Source organism: Sinorhizobium psoraleae (assembly GCF_013283645.1).
Lineage (GTDB): Bacteria > Pseudomonadota > Alphaproteobacteria > Rhizobiales > Rhizobiaceae > Sinorhizobium > Sinorhizobium psoraleae.
This window is the reverse complement of record NZ_JABEKV010000002.1, coordinates 520386-540864: the sequence shown is the minus strand read 5'-3', so window position 1 is coordinate 540864 and position 20479 is coordinate 520386. Positions and strand designations below refer to the sequence as shown.

16 protein-coding genes are annotated in these 20479 nt (G+C 61.2%); 10 read left to right on the top strand and 6 right to left on the bottom strand.

Going from position 1 to position 20479, the window contains the following annotated elements; translation table 11 throughout:
- Positions 1 to 21: 21 nt before the first annotated feature.
- The 6 genes from ILFOPFJJ_RS11425 to ILFOPFJJ_RS11400 all read left to right on the top strand — a co-directional run bounded on the left by ILFOPFJJ_RS11425 (position 22) and on the right by ILFOPFJJ_RS11400 (position 6784).
- Positions 22 to 1959: a DUF2207 domain-containing protein gene (locus ILFOPFJJ_RS11425; protein ID WP_173510669.1), complete on the top strand. Its 1938-nt coding sequence runs from the start codon at positions 22 to 24 to the stop codon at positions 1957 to 1959.
- 101 nt (positions 1960 to 2060) lie between these two features.
- Positions 2061 to 4226 (top strand): glycine--tRNA ligase subunit beta, encoded by a 2166-nt coding sequence (gene glyS, locus ILFOPFJJ_RS11420; protein WP_173510668.1) that lies wholly within the window; start codon positions 2061 to 2063, stop codon positions 4224 to 4226.
- Positions 4227 to 4323: 97 nt separating this feature from the next.
- The gene (locus ILFOPFJJ_RS11415; RefSeq protein ID WP_173510667.1) at positions 4324 to 5190 is read left to right on the top strand and encodes an AraC family transcriptional regulator; all 867 of its coding nucleotides are present in this window, start codon (positions 4324 to 4326) and stop codon (positions 5188 to 5190) included.
- 80 nt (positions 5191 to 5270) lie between these two features.
- Positions 5271 to 5651 carry a cupin domain-containing protein gene (locus tag ILFOPFJJ_RS11410; RefSeq protein ID WP_173510666.1) on the top strand — a complete coding sequence of 127 codons (381 nt, stop codon included), beginning with the start codon at positions 5271 to 5273 and terminating at the stop codon, positions 5649 to 5651.
- Entirely contained in the window at positions 5638 to 6267 is a 630-nt protein-coding gene (locus ILFOPFJJ_RS11405) for a LysE family translocator (RefSeq protein ID WP_246299588.1), read from the top strand. Before ILFOPFJJ_RS11410 ends, ILFOPFJJ_RS11405 begins: the two co-directional genes overlap by 14 nt.
- Positions 6268 to 6298: 31 nt before the next feature.
- Positions 6299 to 6784 (top strand): 2-thiouracil desulfurase family protein, encoded by a 486-nt coding sequence (locus ILFOPFJJ_RS11400; RefSeq protein ID WP_173510665.1) that lies wholly within the window; start codon positions 6299 to 6301, stop codon positions 6782 to 6784.
- A gap of 172 nt (positions 6785 to 6956) precedes the next feature.
- Here the strand turns inward: ILFOPFJJ_RS11400 and ILFOPFJJ_RS11395 are convergent, their stop codons facing one another.
- The 5 genes from ILFOPFJJ_RS11395 to ILFOPFJJ_RS11375 all read right to left on the bottom strand — a co-directional run bounded on the left by ILFOPFJJ_RS11395 (position 6957) and on the right by ILFOPFJJ_RS11375 (position 13985).
- Complete coding sequence (locus ILFOPFJJ_RS11395; protein WP_173510664.1) at positions 6957 to 7481, bottom strand: plant virulence effector HPE1-like domain-containing protein; 525 nt, start codon at positions 7479 to 7481, stop codon at positions 6957 to 6959.
- A gap of 259 nt (positions 7482 to 7740) precedes the next feature.
- Entirely contained in the window at positions 7741 to 9012 is a 1272-nt protein-coding gene (purD, locus tag ILFOPFJJ_RS11390; RefSeq protein ID WP_173510663.1) for a phosphoribosylamine--glycine ligase, read from the bottom strand.
- Positions 9013 to 9217: 205 nt separating this feature from the next.
- Positions 9218 to 11590 carry a putative bifunctional diguanylate cyclase/phosphodiesterase gene (locus ILFOPFJJ_RS11385; RefSeq protein WP_173510662.1) on the bottom strand — a complete coding sequence of 791 codons (2373 nt, stop codon included), beginning with the start codon at positions 11588 to 11590 and terminating at the stop codon, positions 9218 to 9220.
- The gene (locus tag ILFOPFJJ_RS11380) at positions 11587 to 12627 is read right to left on the bottom strand and encodes a polyamine ABC transporter substrate-binding protein (protein ID WP_173510661.1); all 1041 of its coding nucleotides are present in this window, start codon (positions 12625 to 12627) and stop codon (positions 11587 to 11589) included. The genes ILFOPFJJ_RS11385 and ILFOPFJJ_RS11380 overlap by 4 nt, the downstream gene beginning before the upstream one ends.
- Positions 12628 to 12788: 161 nt before the next feature.
- Complete coding sequence (locus ILFOPFJJ_RS11375) at positions 12789 to 13985, bottom strand: MFS transporter (RefSeq protein WP_173510660.1); 1197 nt, start codon at positions 13983 to 13985, stop codon at positions 12789 to 12791.
- Positions 13986 to 14095: 110 nt separating this feature from the next.
- Between ILFOPFJJ_RS11375 and ILFOPFJJ_RS11370 the strand changes: the two genes are divergently transcribed.
- The 3 genes from ILFOPFJJ_RS11370 (at position 14096) to ubiA (ending at position 16889) form a co-directional block, all read left to right on the top strand.
- Positions 14096 to 14911, top strand: a complete 816-nt coding sequence (locus ILFOPFJJ_RS11370; RefSeq protein WP_173510659.1) for an AraC family transcriptional regulator — start codon at positions 14096 to 14098, stop codon at positions 14909 to 14911.
- Positions 14912 to 15070: 159 nt separating this feature from the next.
- Positions 15071 to 15874, top strand: coding sequence for a MipA/OmpV family protein (locus ILFOPFJJ_RS11365; RefSeq protein WP_173510658.1), 804 nt, complete (start codon positions 15071 to 15073; stop codon positions 15872 to 15874).
- 55 nt (positions 15875 to 15929) lie between these two features.
- Positions 15930 to 16889 (top strand): 4-hydroxybenzoate octaprenyltransferase, encoded by a 960-nt coding sequence (gene ubiA / locus ILFOPFJJ_RS11360; RefSeq protein WP_173510657.1) that lies wholly within the window; start codon positions 15930 to 15932, stop codon positions 16887 to 16889.
- A gap of 503 nt (positions 16890 to 17392) precedes the next feature.
- Here ubiA and ILFOPFJJ_RS11355 read toward each other — a convergent pair.
- On the bottom strand, positions 17393 to 17959 hold the full coding sequence (locus ILFOPFJJ_RS11355; RefSeq protein ID WP_173510656.1) for a DUF6101 family protein: 567 nt from the start codon (positions 17957 to 17959) through the stop codon (positions 17393 to 17395).
- Between the two features lie 316 nt (positions 17960 to 18275).
- Between ILFOPFJJ_RS11355 and ILFOPFJJ_RS11350 the strand changes: the two genes are divergently transcribed.
- A complete protein-coding gene (locus tag ILFOPFJJ_RS11350) occupies positions 18276 to 20453 on the top strand; it encodes a DUF1217 domain-containing protein (protein WP_173510655.1) in 2178 nt (725 codons plus the stop codon).
- Positions 20454 to 20479 lie beyond the last annotated feature (26 nt).

Here is a 20479-nt window from a genome sequence, read left to right as displayed (position 1 = left end):
GGTGCGGAAAAGGAAATTGCGATGAAGCGGTTTTCCGCAGCGCTTGCGCTTGTTCTTCTCGTGTTTGCTTGGCCGCCGGCTGCATCCGCGGAAGAGATTATCTCGTCCTACCATTCGGTCATCGAGGTCGCGAAGGACGGCACGCTCACCGTGACCGAGACGATCACGGCCAATGTCGAGGGCAACCAGATAAAGCGCGGCATCTATCGCGATTTCCCGCTGACCTTCGTCGACGCGAACGGACGTCGCAGCAAGGTGGATTTCGACCTCGTCTCGGTCGAGCGCGACGGCGAGGAAGAAGCCTACCGTACCGAGGCCATCACCGGCGGCATCCGCATTTACACGGGCAAGGCCGACGTGTTTCTGCCACGTGGTGAACACACGTTTCAGATTACCTACGAGACCAGTCGGCAAATACGATTCTTCGACGATCACGACGAACTCTACTGGAATGTGACGGGAACCGAATGGGCCTTCCCGATAGAGGAGGCAACGGCCACCGTGACGTTGCCGCAAGGCGTCAAGTCGCAAGCGCTCGACGTATTCACTGGCGGTCACGGCGCGACAGGAAAGGATGCTCGGGCGGTGGAGGAGGGCGACGAAATCTTCTTCGCCACCACGCGCCGGCTGCGCCCGCAGGAGGGCCTGACGATTGCGGTCAAGCTGCCGAAGGGCAGCATCGACCGGCCAAGCGCATCTCGGGAAAACATCTGGTGGCTGCGTGATCACCTGGCCCTGGTCATTGCCGGTGCAGGCCTTGTCCTCGTTACGCTCTATTATGGGCGCGCCTGGGTGCGTGTCGGTCGGGATCCTGCGCGCGGTGTGATGGTGCCGCGCTGGGATGCGCCGGACGGCATTTCGCCGGCGCTGGTAAATTACGTCGACAACAAGGGTTTCTCCGGAGAGGGGTGGACGGCGCTGTCGGCCGCCGCGCTCAGCCTGGCGGTCAAGGGACACGTCGTTCTCGAGGACCTGAAGAAGGCGATCGTCATCACCGCGACGGGCAAGGCGGGAGCGGAAAAGCTGCCCACCGGCGAGGCCACGTTGATGAAGGCGATCGGGACGGCCGGTGGCAAGCTCACGATTGATCGGGCGAACGGGACGAAAGTCGAGGCGGCGGGATCCGCGTTCCGCAGTTCGATCGAGCGGGAGCATCGCGGCAAGTACTATCGCGCCAACACAGCCTATATTGTCGGCGGCGTTCTGCTCTCCGTGCTTGCCTTGGCGGCGCTCTTCATCTTCGGAGATCTGAGCGAGGAAAGCATTCCGCTGGTCATCGTGCCGGTTTTCATCGCCTTTTTCGTCTCGATTTTCGCCGTCTCGTTCGGCAAGTCGTTCCGGCGCGGATCGAGCCTCGCACGCCGCATCATGTCGATCGTGGTCCTGGCCTTCTTCGCATTCGTGTTCCTCACGATATTTTCCGGAGTCCTAGCTGCCATCGTCTTCTCGGCGACTGGCGTGGACGACCTGCCGTTGCTCTTCGCGGTTGGCGGCATCGTGCTCGTCAATGTGCTCTTCTTCTTCCTTATGGGCGCGCCGACCCCGCTTGGCGCACGGATGATGGACGGGATCGACGGGCTCCGGCAGTACATGACACTCGCCGAGAAGGATCGGATGAACCTCCAGGGCGCGCCGGAAATGTCGCCCCGCCATTTCGAGACACTGTTGCCCTACGCAGTGGCGCTCGGCGTCGAAAAGCCATGGACGGAGACGTTCGACCGCTGGCTGCTTGCCGCATCCGCGGGTGCTGCTGCCGCTGCCTACCAACCGAACTGGTATCACGGCGACTCCTTTGGCCCGGGTTCGTTCGGCGACAGGATCGGCGGTTTCGCCGGTTCGATGGCGGATACCATGACGTCGTCCTTGCCGCCTCCGCCCAAGAGCTCGTCCTCGGGCTTTTCCTCCGGCGGAGGCTTTTCCGGAGGCGGCGGTGGTGGCGGCGGCGGTGGCGGCTGGTAGTGCCGATTAGCGGCCGATTTCTTGCCGGGCTTGGTGACTTTTTCATCGGAGCTTGCTAAGTCCGCCGCAACCGTCCGGAACAGAACAAAGTCTAGAGTCCCATGCCCGATCTTCTTATCGAACTGCGCTCCGAAGAAATTCCCGCTCGCATGCAGCGCAAGGCGGCGGGCGACCTGAAGAAGCTTGTGACGGACGCGCTGGTCGAGGCAGGTCTGACCTATGAAGGCGCGCGCGAATACTGGACGCCGCGCCGGCTGACGCTCGACATCCGCGGCCTGAATGCGCGCTCCGCCGATATCCGGGAGGAGCGCAAGGGCCCGCGCACCGACGCGAACGAAAAGGCGATCGAAGGCTTCCTGCGTGGCGCGGGTCTTTCCTCCATCAGCGAGGCCCATGTCCATAGCGACCCGAAGAAGGGGGAATTTTACGTCGCTCATATCCTCAAGCCGGGCCGGCCGGCCGAGGAGATCATCGCCGAGGCAATGCCGCCGATCATCCGCAATTTTCCATGGCCGAAATCGATGCGCTCCGGTGCCGCCTCCGCGAGACCTGGAAGCCTGCGCTGGGTTCGCCCGCTCCAGTCGATCGTGTGCACCTTCGGTTCCGAAACGGAGGAAACCACGGTAATTCCCTTCGAGGTCGACGGCATCGTCGCCTCCAACGTGACCTACGGTCACCGCTTCCATGCACCGGAGGCGATCACCGTTCGCCGATTTGCCGATTACGCCGAGAAGCTCGATAAGGCGAAAGTCGTGCTCGATGCCGAGTGCCGCAAGGAGATCATCGCCGCCGACGCCCACAACGTTGCCTTTGCCAGCGGTCTTGAGCTCGTCGAGGACGATGGCCTGCTCGAGGAAGTGTCGGGTCTCGTCGAATGGCCGCAGGTGCTGATGGGAAGCTTCGAGGAGAGCTACCTCGAAATCCCGTCGGAGATCATCCGCCTGACGATCAAAACCAACCAGAAGTGCTTCGTCACGCGCGAGCCGGGCGCCGAAACGCTGTCGAACAAGTTCATCCTCGTGTCGAATATCGAGGCCAAGGACGGTGGCAAGGAAATCGTCCACGGCAACGGCAAGGTTGTGCGCGCGCGCCTTTCGGATGCGGCGCATTTCTGGAAGCGGGACCAGGGCAACTTGCCGGATCTCGACACGCTCACGCTGTCCGCGGTGAAATTCGGGCTCGACCTCAAGAAGCCGCTCGACCAGCGCATGGCAAAGCTCGATGCGTTGAATGTCACCTTCCACGCCAAGCTCGGAACGCAGGGCGAACGCGTCGCCCGCATCCGTGCGCTGGCCGCAGAACTTGCCAATGTCACTGGTGCTGATGTGGCTCAGGTCGACCGCGCCACCGTGCTCGCCAAGGCGGATCTGCGTACCGAGGCCGTGGGGGAATTCCCTGAGCTCCAGGGCATCATGGGTCATAAATATGCGGTGCTGCAGGGCGAAGCGGCCGCCGTCGCCAATGCGATCGAGGATCATTACAAGCCGCAAGGTCCCTCCGATCGCGTGCCGACCGACCCCATTGCGGTGACGGTCGCGCTTGCCGACAAGCTCGACACCCTCGTCGGCTTCTGGGCGATCGACGAAAAGCCGACGGGCTCGAAAGATCCCTATGCGTTGCGCCGCGCCGCACTCGGCGTGATCCGCCTCATTCTGGAAGGTAAAACGCGGCTGTCGCTTCGGCCGGCTTTCGATGTTGCGCTCGCGGGGCTCAAGGCACAGAGGCCGGAGGTCGCCGGCGATGTTTCTGCCGACCTTCTCGCCTTCTTCCACGACCGATTGAAAGTCTACCTGCGCGATCTCGGAGCCCGCTATGATCTGATCGACGCGGTGTTGACATCGGACGCCGACGATCTGCTGCTGATCGCGCGGCGCGTCGAAGCCCTGACGGCATTCATCACGGCCGAAGAGGGGAAGAACCTGCTGGCTGGCACCAAGCGTGCAACGCAGATTCTGGCGGCGGAGGAGAAAAAGGGCACGGAGGTCGCCGCTTCCGTCGACGAACGGCTGTTCAAACTCGACGCCGAAAGGACCCTTCACGCATCGATCAAGATCGCAACCGGCGATGCCCGTGACGCGATCGTGAAAGAGGACTTCCGCTCGGCCATGGCGGCGTTGTCGAGACTGCGAGAGCCGGTCGATCAATTCTTCGATGATGTCCTGGTGAATGACGATGACGCGGCGATCCGCGCTAACCGCCTGGCGTTGCTGGGGCTCATCCGATCCGCCACCGGGGCGGTCGCCGATTTCTCGAAGATCGCGGGATAACAAGAATCGCCATTCTCGTGGTCGCCGCTACCCGCCTCACGCGCGCGGCGGCCACATTGCATCGACAATCGACTGCAATTGCCCTATCTCGTAGGGCATGACGAGCGGCCAACCGAGCGCAGGCGCAGGCATCATCGAACCGCCGACCCTTGGGCGGCGAGGCGACTGGATTGCGGTTGCCGAAGACGCGGTGCCGTTCGAGCGCATCGAGGCGTTCTTCGCCGGGCACGCCTACGAGCCGCACCGGCACGATACCTACGCTATCGGCCAGACGCTTTCAGGCGTCCAGAGCTTCCGCTATCGCGGCGCCGACCGCTTCAGCCTTCCCGGCCGAACGATGGTGCTTCATCCCGACGAACTGCACGATGGCCATGCGGGCAGCGACGACGGTTTCCGCTATCGCATGATCTACATCGAGCCGGCGGCTATCCAGAGTGTTCTGGGCGGCCGTCCGCTGCCCTTCATCAAGGGCGGCATTTCCCCCGATCCGCGGCTCTTTGCGGCGGTTCACGCGCTGCTTCCGGCGACGGACGCCCGCATCGAAGCGCTGGAGTTCGACGACGGCCTTTTCGAACTTGCTCATGCGCTCGAAGCGGCAGCCGGCGTTACTTCGCCGCCGGGCCGGGCGCTGGACTACCGCTCAGCCGAACGCGCGCGGCTCTACCTCCACGATTTGCCGGAGGGCACGGTCACGCTCGATATGCTCGAGGCGATCAGTGGCCGGGATCGTTGGGGGCTGAACCGCGATTTCCGGCGTCTGTTCGGCACCAGCCCCTATCGCTATCTCGTTCAACGGCGCCTGGAGGCGGTGAAGACCGACCTGCGACGGGGAATATCGCCCGCAGAGGCCGCGCTGGATGCCGGTTTCGCGGACCAGGCGCATATGAGCCGCCATTTCAAGAAGGCCTTCGGTCTTTCGCCGGGACGCTGGCTGCGGATGGCGGGTACGCCGGTCTCCCGCTAAACATTCCGCTCCGCACGATCGTTCAATACCGCTTGCCACACGGGCCTTAACCTCAGCCGAAACGGCAGGAGGAAGAGGCAATGGATGCGTCGAAGCGAACCTATGCGCCGATCAATTTTCAGGAGAAGCTGGCGCGATTTTCCGATCAGTGGCAGCCGCGCGTGATCGCCGAAATCAACGACTACCAGGTCAAGATCGTTCGCATCGAAGGCGATTTCGTCTGGCACGATCATCCGGAAACGGACGAGGCGTTCATTGTGCTGGACGGCACGCTTCGGATCGATTTCCGCGACGGTTCTGTGACCGTCGGCCCGGGCGAGATGTACGTCGTGCCGAAGGGAGTCGAGCACAAACCCTTTGCGGCAGGCGAAGTGAAGATGTTGCTCATCGAGCCGCGCGGCGTTCTGAACACCGGCCACGAGGGCGGCGAGCGCACGGCTCGTAACGATGTCTGGATCTGACATCGGCGGCGCGACCATGGCCAGCGATCTCGCTCTCCTGGTCCTTGCGGCGTTGCCGCTGATGGGCAGTCCCGGTCCGGCGACGCTCAGTCTCGCAGGTATGGGGGCGGCCCACGGCATACGCCGAAGCGCGCATTACGCCGCAGGCGTCAACATCGGTACAATTGCTGTTGTCCTCGCGATCGCTGCGGGCGTAACCGCCCTGATCCTCGAGCTGCCGGGCATGAAGACGGCGCTGACGGTTCTCGCCGGCGCATATATGATCTATCTCGCGTGGCATATCGCCACTGCGCCGCCGGTTGCCGCTCATGAAGAGGGCTCAGGCACTCCTTCGTTCCTTAGCGGATTTGTGCTCGCGATCGCCAATCCCAAAGCCTATGCGGCGATCGGCGCTGTTTACGCCGGCAGCACGAACGACCTGGATCAGGGCGTCGACGGCGCAATCGCGAAGGTTCTCGCGCTCACTCTCATTGCGGTTGCCGTTAACACGATCTGGCTCTCCTTCGGAGCGGCTATCGCAACGGTCCTGCGCGACCCATGGAAGGCTCGCATCGCCAACCTGATCTTCGCCGCCCTTCTGCTCGCCTCCGTGGCATTGCCATTGCTCGCCACTTGAAAGGACGTGCGGCGACCGTCTATGAAGCGGTATGACTGCCAAGATCCTCGTCAGCGCCTGTCTCATGGGCCATGCGGTGCGCTACGACGGCGCATCGAAGCCGCTTTCTCATCCGGCGATCGATCGCTGGCGTGAGGAGGGCAGGCTTGTCACAATCTGTCCCGAGATGTCGGCCGGCATGCCGGTTCCGCGCCCGCCGGCGGAGATCGAGCACGGACAGGTAGGTGCCGATGTGCTTTCGGGGAAAGCCCGGGTGGTTGAAAGGACTGGCCGGGATGTGACGGACGAATTTGTCCAGGCAGCCGAGAATGCCTTGGCGCTGGCACTAGACACCGGCTGTCGGTTTGCGCTGTTGATCGACGGCAGTCCGTCTTGCGGCTCAGGCTTCATCTATGATGGCCGCTTCAGCGGCGCGCGGCACCCGGGCATGGGTGTTACCGCCGCGCTGCTGCGCCAGAACGGCATCGAGGTTTATTCCGACAGCGAGATAGAGCTTCTGGCCGCCAAAGCTGGGTGAGGCATGGACAGGATAGGCGAGGGCAGCATGAGGAATGCGTCTGGCGTATATCCCCAAAAGATTGCGCCCCTGCTTCTCTCAGGGGCGCAATCTCTCGCCATTGCAGCGAATGCCCGTCAGCCGTGAAGTCAGGGGTCAGCTGGACGGGGCAGGGAACTGTATTTATATGGTTTTAGTCTAGCCGAAGTTCGAATGCGGCTGGATCAAATTCCTGTGAGTTGCCCTTGGCCATCGATGCTGCAACGGGTTCTGCATGCGAGATCGCATGAACGGCGGCGGTTTTTGCCGTCTCGTCGATCTGCGGGGAGATGGTGCCACCCGTCGCGGGCTGGCGCAGGTCGACGTCCATCGAGGCGCTCGCAATCGCCGACCCGCCGGCCTTCATCGCCGCGGCTCTTACGACCTCCTCGGGTGCCTTGCTGACGAAGACGACCGGTGATCCGCCGAGCCAGGCTTCGGTGCGCACCAGCTTCACCTCGCCACCGATTTCTTTGAGTTCGATCTTGTCGGTGCCCGGAGCGATCTCGGGGACGACGTAGGAGGACTTCTTCTTCGGCTGCAGCGGCGGACAGTCCGCGCAGGAAACCGCGGCGACACTGGAGTTCATCGCCTTGCCCGAGACGACATCCTCGATTGAGGATGCAGCGGCCGTGCCAGCGAGAAGCGCGAAAGCACCGGAGATGAGCAGGGAACGCATTGGATTCTCCTCGAAACTGTCGAGGACGACAATATGGCTTTTCCCTTACCTTCCCGTCAGGAGGATCGATAAAAATTGACCGATGCAGGCTTTTCGCTTACAGCGCCGCGCGTCCTATCAGACGCGCAAAGGGCGCTGTGGCTACGATTTTAGGAACGTGCAGTAGAGCGGGGCGAGCTGTGCGCGGTTTTCCGCTCCGCATCCCGCTCTAACTCATTAGAATCGATCACGTTTATGTTTCTGGTCGATACACCGTGGTCTAGGCGGTTTCCCGGGCGACGGCGCGCCAGCCGATGTCGCGACGATAGAATCCGTTTTCCCATGACACACCACGCAGGACCGTATAGGCCGCGTCCTTGGCGCTGCTGACGCTTTCGCCCATGGCTGTGACGTTCAGCACGCGGCCGCCGGTTGCAACCAACCGACCGTCCTTTATCGCCGTGCCGGCATGAAACACCTTGGTGGTTGCGGATTCGTCAGGCAGGGCAGTAATCGGCGTGTTCTTCTCGTAGGCGCCGGGATATCCCCGGGAGGCCATGACGACCGTCAGCGCCGCCTCGTCGCGCCATTCAATGCTCATGTCGCCGAGCGTTCCTGTCGCCGCGGCGTAGAGCAGCGGCAACGGATCGCTCTTCAAGCGCATCATCAGCACCTGGCATTCGGGGTCGCCGAAGCGGACGTTGTATTCGATGAGTTCCGGGCCGTTTTTGGTGATCATCAGCCCCGCGAAGAACACGCCGGTAAACGGGTAACCGCTTTCGGCCATGCCGCGCATCGTCGGCTTGATGATCTCCTTCATCGTGCGCTCGACCATTTCGGCAGTCATTACCGGTGCTGGAGAATAGGCGCCCATGCCGCCGGTGTTGGGCCCCGTGTCACCGTCGCCGACGCGCTTGTGATCCTGGGCCGAAGCAAGCGGCAGGACGGTCTTGCCGTCGCAGAGGCAGAAGAAGCTTGCTTCCTCGCCGTCGAGATAGGCCTCGACGACGACTTCGGCACCAGCGGACCCGAAGGCGCCGGCAAAGCACTCTTCGACAGCGGCGAGGGCGTCGTCAAGCGTCATCGCGACGGTCACGCCCTTGCCGGCGGCAAGTCCGTCCGCCTTGATGACGATCGGGGCGCCTTGTTCCCGCACGTAGGCCTTCGCCGGCTCCGCTTCAGTGAAGCGTTTGTAGGCGCCGGTCGGAATTCCGTATTTCGCGCAGAGATCCTTGGTGAAGCCCTTGGAGCCTTCGAGCTGGGCAGCGGCAGCAGACGGGCCGAAGACCGGAATGCCCGCGGCGCGGAGCGTGTCTGCGAGCCCCGCAACGAGCGGCGCCTCCGGGCCGATCACGACGAAATCGATCGCCGTTCTTTGGCAGAAATCAACCACGGCCTGTTGATTGTCGACGTCGAGTGCGACGATCGCCGCTTCTTCGGCGATGCCCGGGTTGCCCGGCGCGGCATAGAGGGCGGTCAGTTTCGGCGATTGTGCGATTTTCCATGCAAGCGCGTGTTCGCGTCCGCCCGATCCGATCAGAAGAACTTTCATTGCCACCCTCGCCATCAGCTGCTGCATGATTTCCTAGATCGAGATCGATTTAAGGAGTCATGCAGAAACTCAAAGTTCTACAGCGACCTTTTGCGCGTTGGATTAGACGCGCGGCGCTGTAATTGCTGCGCTGCGGTTAGGACGGCAAGCGGGGTAAGGTCAAGGAAAAAGCGGCAGCCGCGGCGGATTAAGGGGAATGGCGTATCTAGCGGACGACCGTCCGCCGGTCTTCGGCAGCGCCTTCAGCCGCTTCGGCATCGGGTCGCGCTGTTCGGGTCAGCGCCCAGATTCCGAGATCGTCGAGCGAAAGCGGTTTGCTGATCAGATAGCCCTGGAACCGGTCGCATCCGGCTGCGGTCAGCATCGCAAGCTTTTCCGGCCTATCCACGCCTTCGCCGACTACCGCCATGTCCTTCGCATGGCACAGGGCGACGACGGCCTTGAGGACCGGCAGGGATTGCGATGCGGTCAGGTTTGAAACGAGTGCTCGGTCGAGTTTGATCGTATCCGCGGCATAGTCGATGATCTGCTGAACCGACGTGTAGCCGGCGCCAAAATCATCGATCGAAAGCCGAAACCCCTTCTGGCGCAGGTCCTCTATGTTCCGCCGCAACTGGTCGCTGACCTGGACCGCGAACGTCTCCGTCAGCTCGATGTCGATCGACTGCGGCTGAAGTCCATGACGTTCGACGCAATCCGAGAAATAGTCGCTGATCGACCGCGAGTGCAGTTCGGCGGAGGAAATATTGATCGCCAGCACGGTCTCCGGGCCGAAAAGCGCTTTCAGCTGGCGGCAATCGGACATTGCCTTGTTGATGACCCACCAGTCGAGCTTGGAAAACAGACCCGAGCTTTCCGCAATCGGGACGAATTCGTCCGGGGTGACGTTGCCGAGAACGGGGGAGTGCCAGCGTAGCAAGGCCTCGCAGCCGGTGACGCGGCCCCTCGTGTCGACGATCGGCATGTAGACCAGGTGAAACTGCTTGTCCGGGTCCAGGGACCGCAATTCCTCCTGAATCTGGCGCAATCGGGTGCGTTTGTCTTTGAGCGCGCGGGAGAACCGGCTGGAGCGGTTCTTGCCCGCGCTCTTGGCCTGATACATGGCGGCGTCGGCGTTGGAGATCAGTTCGGCGACATTGCTCGCGTCGTCCGGACAGATCGCTGCGCCGATGCTTGCCGTCACCGGATAGCGCTTGCCGGTAACCTCGAAACCATCGTCGAACAGCGCGAGAATCGCGCCAGCGATTTCCCTGACGGTGCCGTCGCCCGGTCTTGAGCGCACCAGGACGGCAAATTCGTCGCCCGACAGGCGGGCGAGGATTGCCGGCCTTTGTCCCCGTCTTTGGGTGATGGCACCGACATGGTCTGCAAGTCGGGCGGCAAGCGCTTTCAGGAGCTCATCGCCGACTTCGTGACCATGCTTGTCGTTGACGAATTTGAAGTTGTCGATGTCGATGAACAGCAAGCTGCATTTTTCGCCAGATGCGATGGCTTCCTGAACAACTCCGGCAGCAAGCGTATTGAAGTGACCTCGATTGCTGATGCCGGTTAGTGTATCCGTCCAGGAGCTTCGCTGGACGAGTTCCAGCGAATGGACCGACTGGCGATGCAATTCCCGGATGTTGCGGGTCAGGCGCCCGATTTCGCCTGCTTCGTCCCGATCCGCTATCTCGTCGCGCGCGCCGACCATGACCGCCATGACATTGGCGTCGAGCGTTGCGATCGGTTCGGTAATGAAGCGCCGGATAAGGACGACGATCAGCCAGATGGAGAAAAGGCCCATGGCCACGGCGCCAAGCGCAAGCAGCACCTTTTGGCGCAGCATCTGCCTCTCGAAATGTGAGTCCGAAATCGTAAGCGTCGCGTGGAGTGCCGGCCCGATAGGGGCGCTAGCCGAAAGATCGTCGGTAACGGCGAGCGGCCAGGGCTGGAGAACGATGTCGGCGCCATACTCTTTCTTCAGCGCGGTCTGCATTTCGAGGAACCGATCGGGCTGCACGGCAACTTGCATCAGAAGCGCGTTCGCCTTGTTGCTGGGCAAAGGACGGCTGAGGGTGATCGGGTCGATGAACTGGGAGTAGACGATTCTGGGGCGGCCGCCGCCATCGTGAAGGTAGGTCCAATCCGTAAGCTTGGTGCCCTTGATGAGTTTCCTTGCCAGTTCGATCTGTGCCTCATCGACTTCCGCAAAAGGATCCCAACTGTTCTCGAAGTAATATTCCGTTTCCAGCTTGGAGGTCAGAATGATCAATGAGACGAAGCCCATCGGATCGTCCGAGAGCGACTTTACACTCTCCTGCAGGCGCACGCCGAGTGCGCTGGCGCGATAGGTCCGGTCCGTTTCAGATACGAACTGACGCAGCGCATTGCCGTTCAGCAAAGCGTTGAGAAAGCTCCTGCTCCGTCGGATCTCACTTTGAAACACCGCGGCTGTATGTTCGAGCCTTTGCGACAGCTTGGCGTGTTCGAGCGCCCGGATCGATCGGCTCTGGGCGATGTGGACCGAAAAGGCCGCGAGCAAGTAGCCCGCAAGCACCACAGGGAAGATGAGGAAAAGTGCGCGCTTGCCGAGTGTCACTGGAAATTCGCCAACGTGCTGATGATGCGCCGGCGTGCTTGCACCGACTGGATGGACAGTTCTCGCTGATATTGGCTCTTCGCCAATATTTCCGGAGGAGGATAGACCGCCGGGTCGGAGCGCATCGCTTCGGGCAGGAGTTTGAGTGCCGCGCTGCTTGCCGTCGGCATTGCCAATGTCATGGCGTTTGCGGCAGCGCTTTCCGCGGAACCGATGAAATCGAGGAATTCCAATGCCCGCCGCTTGTTCGGCGAACCCGACGTCGCTGCCATGCAGTCGAGCCAGGAGAGCGTTCCTTCCTCGGGGACCGAATAGTGCCAGAGACCCGGTACGCCTGCCTTGTCGTTGAGCACATGCTGGTCACCGCTGTAGCCGAGCGCCATGTGAATGTTTTCGCCGATCGCCGGGTTCTGGATGGACGTGATCACATAGTCGTAGGTCAGCACCGACGGAGCCTGTTCCTTCATGAGGTCGAAAGCGGCCTTCAGCGTTTCGTTGTCGTTGGCATTGATGGAGGCGCCAAGCAGCATCAACGGCGCGACGAAGGCCTCGTTGTGGTCGTCGAACATGGCGACATGCTTCTTCAGCGCCGGCGCAGGGCGCATCAGATCCTGCCAGGAGGTCGGGCGCTCCGTCACGATATCGGAGCGGTAGAGAATGCCCATTGTGCCCCAAAGATAGGGCAGGCCGTGTCCGGCGCAGCGCTTGCGCCATTCGGGCGCATAATCCTTGAGCGAGGGCACATTGGCCTCGGTGAGCGGTTCGAGCACACCCTTCCTGCCGAACAGCGCCGCACCGTTTTCGCCGACGACGACCACATCTATGTTGCTGCCGGGATCCGCAAGGATCTCGTCGCGAGCATCGCCGCTGTCATAGTTGACCTGACGGATCGTGACTCCTGTCTTTTCCGTCCAGCGGTCGATGATCTCCTGGTCGATGTAGGATTCCCAGATGAGCAGATTGAGCGTTTCGGCGCGAGCAGCGGACGCGTGTACCAGCGTCGCCAGGAAGACGGAAATAACCGCGCGCCCTCTCATTTTCTGCCTCTGCCCAAGCCCCCATTAGGTGACCGTAACCTGCAATAATTTATGAATGATTACAGAGGGCCACCCCGGCAGAAGCAGATTTCGACACGGCCGGTAACGAGACGGGACGGCGCTCCCCGGGTGGCCCGCCGGCGCCCCAGGGATGGCACATCCTATCTCGCCGGGATCTTCGGCAGCAGCACCGTCAGGATGCCCAGCAACGGCAGGTAGGAGCAGATGTTGTAGACGAACGCGATGCCCTCCCGGTCGGCGAAGATGCCGAGCACCGCAGCGCCCATGCCGCCGAAGCCGAAGGCAAAACCGAAGAAGACGCCGGCTATCAATCCCACGCGACCGGGAACGAGCTCCTGCGCGAAGACGACGATGGCCGAGAAGGCGGACGAAAAGATGAGACCGATGAGGACGCTCAGGACGCACGTCCAGAACAGGTTTGCATAGGGCAGCATGAGCGCGAACGGAATGACGCCGAGGATCGAGAACCAGATGACGAAGCGCGCGCCATATCGGTCACCGATCGGTCCGCCGAGAAAGGTTCCGGCGGCCGCCGAGCCGAGAAACAGGAACAGCATCAACTGGGCCTGTTGCACGCTCGTGCCGAACTTCTCGATGACGAAGAAAGTGAAATAGCTGGATATGCTGGCGAGATAGACGTTCTTCGTGGCGGTAAGCAAAACAAGGATCGCGATTGCCCAGAGGACGCGAGCTTTCGGCAAGGGAAGCGCACGGTTCGGTGCGGGCCGGTTCATGGTCATGCGGCGGTGCCGTACGTACCACGTGCTGACCCAGGAAAGGACGAAGAACCCGGTGATCGCAACGATCGAGAACCAGGCGAGACTGCCCTGGCCGAACGGAATGACGATGAAGGCCGCAAGCAGCGGCCCCAGCGCGCTCCCGGCATTACCCCCGACCTGGAACAGCGATTGCGCCAGCCCGTGGCGGCCGCCAGATGCAAGCCGGGCGACGCGGGAAGATTCAGGATGAAAGATCGCGGAACCGACACCGATCAGGCTTGCCGCCACGAGAAGCATCCAGAAGTCGCCGGCGCTTGCGAGGAGGATCAGCCCGGAGCAGGTCGAAAGCATGGCCACGGGCAATGAATAGGGCAGGCCCCACCGGTCGGTAACGATCCCGACCGCCGGCTGCAGCATCGATGCGGTCAATTGAAATGTGAAGGTCAAGAGGCCGATCTGGACGAAGTCGAGCGCGTAGTTCGCCTTCAGCAGCGGATACAGTGCGGTCAGCAGCGACTGCATGATATCGTTCAGCATGTGGCAGAAGCTGACTGCGAGAATGACGGAGAAGGCGGTCTTTTCGGGACTGATGCTGCCCGTCGACGTAACCGAAGCCATGAGATATTTCCTTACGAACGGCTCATTCCTGAAGTCTTTGGGTCATCTCTAGACGGCTTGTCGCTGGCCTGCTTTTGTGATTTGGTCCAATTCTTTCGCGAGTGGGCCAAATGCCGGAATCGAGAAGAAATCACCTGCCGCAATTACCGGATGCAGACCATTTCAGAAGCTTGGAGTGGATCGAGAAAGCGAACGCCCCCGTTCTGGCGATCGGCAAGGACTACGGTTCCGGACTGAAGGTTCCTCCGCACAGCCACAGCCGCACGCAGTTGTGGTGGGCGCGTCACGGCGTCGTCCTCGTGCATACGCCGGGCGGGCGCTGGATGATTCCTCCTGGGCACGCCTTACTCATTCCCGCCGGCACGGAACACTCGGCCGAGATGGTGAGCGATGTCCGGATGCATTCAATCTACATTTCCGCGGACGCCAGCCCCGCGGACCGGCCGCTGGTGCTGGAGATCACCGCGCTGGTCGCCAGTCTCATTGATGCGCTCGTCGGTGCTGAAAGCGAAGAGTCATCGGAGCGAAGGGAGCAATTGATCATGGATCTGTTGCTGGCGGAGATCCCGCGTCTTGCAGAGCGGCCGTTGGGCTTGCCTTTCCCGCAGAACCAGCGGCTTGCCTCGCTGTGCCGGCAGTTCCTGAAGGCACCGTCAGCGACCGCCACCATAGATCAGTGGGCCGATCGGATGGGCATCAGCCGCCGCTCCTTCACGCGCCTTTTTCGACAAGAGACCGGCATTACCTTCGTCACCTGGCGACAGCAGGCTTGCATCTTCGGTTCGCTGCCGCGCATCGCTGACGGCGAGCCGATCATCGCCGTGGCGCTGGATGCAGGCTACGAGAATGTCGCGGCGTTCACGACCATGTTTCGCCGAATGCTTGGGGCGCCGCCAAGCCTCTATCTGCGAGGCCAATCGGGTTGACAAGATGCCATGGGAAACGAAAGCTGAATTGACCTGGTTAACGGAATCGTAGGAACACACGGCCGATAAAGCGGCGGTGTGTTACATCCGACCTTTCCCCCGCGCTCGTGCCCCGGTACGATCCACCCGCCTGGCGAATGATTCACCCGGAGTTGTTCATTGCGTATCCGCATCGCTTTTCTTTCTGGAGCTTTTTTCTTGCTGGCCGGCACGGCTTCGGCCGGAGACGGCCGCTATATGTGGTCGGGTGACTGGTATCTGAAGGTCGGTGCCACTGGCTTCATCGGTCCGAAATATGAAGGTGCTTCGGACCGGATGTTTCAGGCGGCTCCCTTGGTCTCGCTCGGCAAGGCCGGCAGCAGCGTGCGCTTCTCCTCGCGCAACGACAACATGTCCTACGGGCTCCTCGATCAGGGCGGGATCCGGGCGGGCGTCGTGGGCAAACTGATCTTCGAACGGGACGAGGATAGATCTAGCGATCTTAAGGGCCTCGATCCCGTCAAGTTCGGCGGCGAAATCGGTGGCTTCGCCGAGGTCTATCCGACCGACTGGATGCGTCTGCGCGCCGAGGTTCGCCAAGGTATCCGCAGCCATCATGGTGTCGTCGCAGACGTGGCGGCGGATGCCTTCGTCGATGTCAGCAGCACGGTACGGGTTTCCGGCGGTCCTCGGCTGACGGCTGCGACGAGCGACTATTTCGACGCCTATTACGGTGTGAACAATAAGGAATCGGCCGCATCCGGCCTAAGCACCTACGATCCCGGCGGCGGCATCCACTCCGCGGGCCTCGGCGCCGCGATCACCTGGCAGGCGACCGAGAAGCTGGAGACCAGTGCTTATGCCGAATTCCGGCGATTGATGGGGCCAGCCGCCGATTCGAGCCTGGTGCGCGAACGCGGCAGCCGCAATCAGCTTCTGGTCGGGCTTTCCGCGACCTATCGCTTCGACTTCACTGTTCCTTGATCGTCGCGGGCGGCTGCCGCTTGACCGCCCGGCTTCGGGAAGCCAAACAGGAGCCATGAACACGTTCCCTGCAGATTCCGGCCGCGTCCACGACGCACCGTCCAATAACTGGGTCTATCGCGCTTTGCCGCGCTCACTCTGGCCCTATGCACAGCTTGCTCGCTGGGACAGGCCGATCGGCTGGCAGCTTTTGTTGTGGCCCTGCCTCTGGTCGGCTGCACTGGCATCAGCGACGGCGGCAAGCCTTGGCAGCTTCTCGGCAGGCCGCTTCCTGTTCCACGTGTTCCTTTTCACGGTCGGTGCGATCGCCATGCGCGGCGCCGGCTGCACCTATAACGACATCGTCGATCACGATATCGATATGGAAGTGGCGCGCACGCGCTCGCGTCCCCTCCCTTCCGGACGCGTCACGCGCTTCCAGGCGAAGGCGTTCATGGTGCTGCAGGCTCTGGTAGGTCTTCTCGTCCTGCTGCAGTTCAATGGCTTCACGGTTTTCCTTGGTATCGCCTCGCTTGCACTGGTGGCGATCTATCCCTTTGCCAAGCGCTTCACGGACTGGCCGCAATTTTTTCTCGGCCTTGCTTTTTCCTGGGGCGCGATAATGGGTTGGTCGGCGGAGTTCGGCGAACTGTCGCTTGCCTCCGTTGTGCTCTACGGCGCCGCGATCGCCTGGACCATCGGCTACGACACCATCTACGCCTACCAGGACAGGGAGGATGACGAATTGATCGGCGTCCGCTCGACCGCCCGCCGGTTCGGTGACAATCCTCGGCCGTGGCTGATCGGGCTCTACGGATTAGCCGTCCTGCTGATGTTGCTGGCCTTCGTCGCGGCCGGAGCGGGCTTCTTCGCCTACGCCGGTCTTCTGGTGGCAGCCGTCATGCTTGGCTACCAGATCCTGCTGCTGAATATCCACGATCCGCTGCAGTGTCTTGCATTATTCAAGTTCAACAGCGTCGTCGGCCTCATTGTTTTCGCCGGGCTGGTCCTGACGCTGCTTGTACGCCTGATATGAAAAAATCCTCCGGCAGGGTCCAGAGGATGTGTGGGCTTCGGTTCGACCGAGCATCTCGGTCAGGGTCGTCCGTTCGGTCGTGGCGCCTCTTTACGCCCAGCTCGGTTCGCTCTCCGCCGTGCGCGACTTGACGACAGCGCGTGCGCGGAAAACAGCCCGAATGGCGATGAGGACGGCGAGCAGGTGCTTGCGCATGCGGTTCTCCTTCATTCGTGCCTCTCGCTATGGAGCGCATATGGCATGAAGAAGGCGAAACCACTGTTTCTACGGTAACATTTCCCGCAACGTGCGGATAAAGCTCCACCACAAATCGGCCTTCGGACGACATCCGTAACGGACCGCGTACAGCGCCGCGCGTCCTATCAGACGCGCAAAGGACGCTGTAGCACTTTGAATTTCTGCATGTTTGATCCTTAAATCGGCTACGATTTAAGGAAACATGCAGTAAACGACGAAGACCAGCCGCAGGGTCGGCCGGTCTTCGCACTGGAGATCGATCGAGGTCAGGACCGGGCGATAATCTCGCGCCCGTTGATTTTCATGTGAACGCCGAGTTCTCCGGTCGAGCGGCGCACGAGAAAGCGCGGCCGGCGTTCGGCGAAAAAGGAGTGGCGGCGGCGTGGCTTCACCGGAGCGGTGCGGACATCGCCGAGGTGTTCCTCCAGCGGACGGGCGACACCGTCGGCTTCGACCATCAGCATCGGGATGTGATAGGCCTCCGCCCAGGCCCGCCAGTCGGCGGCAATGTCGGAAAGGTCGTGCGCGACGAGCAACGGGATGCAAAGATCCGGATCGTCGTGATGGAGTTCTAGCGTCACTGTAACCTCCCCGTCGCCATGGTCGATGGCCCGCGCTGCAACACCCCGGAACGCGCGTGCGGGCAAGGCGATCGAAAGCGGCAGGCCGCTCGATGGTAGCACCTTGCGCAAAACAGCGCCACGCTCGTCGAGGCTGATGGTGACATTGCCGTCATGGCCGCGCAAGGCGTAGGTCGCCTGCTGCGGAAAACGCTTCGGATCGAGCCTCAGCTTGTTTTCAACCCAAGCCGGTTGAGAAAGTGTGTTGCGCATTTCAAATCGCCCTTGTTTTCCTTGAGAGCCGGTTCCCGGTCTTCTCGTCGGGACTTTTTCGTCCTCTATGGGCGGGAGAATAGGCAGCCGCTCTTCCGGGCAGCTTAAAAATTGCGGTTAAAAAAACTTTGCGTGGCCCGATGGTTAGCAAAAGCCGACCCGTCAAGGTTTCTTCTTCGTCAACGAAATTGCCGCGATTCTTCCAACCGCGAACGAGCGCCGGAAAAGCCACACACAAGTCTCCCGTGAGATGATGCGGCGTCAGAATTCTGTTTTGGTGGGGCGCGTCCCGCCGGCAATCGACAAGGCGACGGGCATGGTTTCGACCTATATCGACTACAATCTCATCACCCGCGACATGAGGGCCAGTCTCAACCGCGTGTCGATCCAGCCGCTGGTTGCGCGCGAGGCCGAGTATTACAAAGCGAATATCGGCAGGGTGACTTCGGTCGACGAATTTCTCGACGATTACCGCCTTTATTCCTACGCGATGAAGGCCCACGGTCTCGAGGACATGACTTATGCGGTCGCTTTCATGCGCAAGGTCCTCGAGAGCGATCTGAAGGACGACAATAGCTTTGCTAACCGCTTGACGGACGAGCGATATCGCAATTTCGCCGAAGCATTCAGTTTCGGTTCCTCGACCGCTGTTGCGCAGACCGACGCCCAGACAGATGCGCTGATCGGCCTCTACAGCGAGACGATCGCCAACGAGTCGAATGTGCTCAATGCAGAGACGAGCTATTACAACGCGGTGATCGATACCGTGACAGATGTCGACCAGTTCCTGGGCAACGAGCGCCTGAGGACCTATGCGATGAAGGCCTTCGGCTTCGATCCCAAATACACGTCCTATTCTCATTTGAGACAGATTCTGACTAGCGACGTCAACGACCCGAACAGCTACGTTAACAAGCTCGGCAGCAGCACGGCGCTGGATTTCGCGAAAGCGTTCAATTTCCAGAGCGACGGGAGCCTGCCGACGAGCACGCTGGCGCAGAGTGCGGCGCAAAAGAGCGCCATCAACGAGAACTACATCCTGAACGCCAGCGACCGCGTGACCTCCGCGGAGGCTCTGCTCAACAAAAGCTATTACGAGGCGACGATCGGCAGCATCACGACGGTTGCAGATTTGAAATCCAATACCCGCTTGCTGAACTACGTGGTGACCGCTTTTGGATTGCCGCCGAGCACTTTGACGACGACGGTCGAGAACATCCTCACCAGCGATCTCGACGACCCCAACAGCTACGCCAACACGATGGGCGGCGAGCACAATGCCGCCTACAAGGCGATGGCCGCCGCCTTCAATTTCCAGACGGACGGCACCCTCGCCAGCAGCGATCCCGCGCAAACGGCGGCGCAGATGGCGACGACATCTGACGGTTACATGGTCCATTACAACGACAAGGACGATGCTGCCGACGAGGCACTGATTTCACGCTTCAAGATGCTGGTCAACACGCTGACGAGCGTCGATAACCTGCTCAACGATTCCAGCATGATGACGCTAGCGCTGCGCGCCTTCGGCCTTGAGGAGGAGGGCGACAGCTTGCGTAAATTGAGAAAAGTCCTGACCAGCGACCTCAGTGACCCCGACAGCTACGCCAACTCTCTCAGGGACGAGCGCTACGTGAAGCTCGCCAAGGCATTCAATTTTGAGCCCGACGGCACGCTCGGCGCGCCGAAGCTGGCGCAGTCGGAGGCCGAAATCCTCAACACGTCCAAGGCATACGTTATCGAAAAGAGCCGTTTCGGAACCGACGAGGACAAGGCCAAGGCGACGGAAGAGGCGAAGTACTACAGTGCCGAGATCGAGAAGATCGAAACGCTTGACGATTTTCTCGGCAACCGTCGCCTGGTTGATTTCGTCCTTGTCGCCGCCGGCATCGATCCTGAGACCGTCGAGACGAGCTATCTCCGGGAAATGTTTGCCTCCGATCTCGACGATCCGGAGAGCTTTATCAACACGGAGAGCGACACGCGCTACCGCGAGATCGTCGCCTCGTTCAATTTCGATATCGACGGAAAGCTTGCTCGCGGGGCCGCAGGCGAAATCCAGACCCGGCGCGGCATCATTGCCACGATGGATCTCTATCTCAACCAGACGCTGGAAGAGAATGCCGGCGCGGACAATGCCGGTGTCCGCCTGGCGCTCTATTTCAAGCGCATGGCCTCCGACGTCAACACGGCTTACGACCTTCTTGCCGACGGCGCCTTGATGCAGGTCGTCAGGACCGCCTTCAGCATCCCGCAGGAGATGGCAAGCAGCGACATCGATGTTCAGGCCGAGTATATCAAGCGCGTGCTGGATATCGCCGACCTTCATGATCCGGAGAAGCTCGAGAAACTTCTGCAGCGTTTCACCGCTCTCTATGACGTCGAAAACAACACCGATGTCTCGCCCGCCGCCATCGTCCTGTCGGGCAGCGGCGGTTTCGGCATCAGCGCCGACACGCTGATGCAACTGACGCAATTGCGGATGGGCGGTTAGAGCAATTCGAAGAAAGGTGTAGCGGG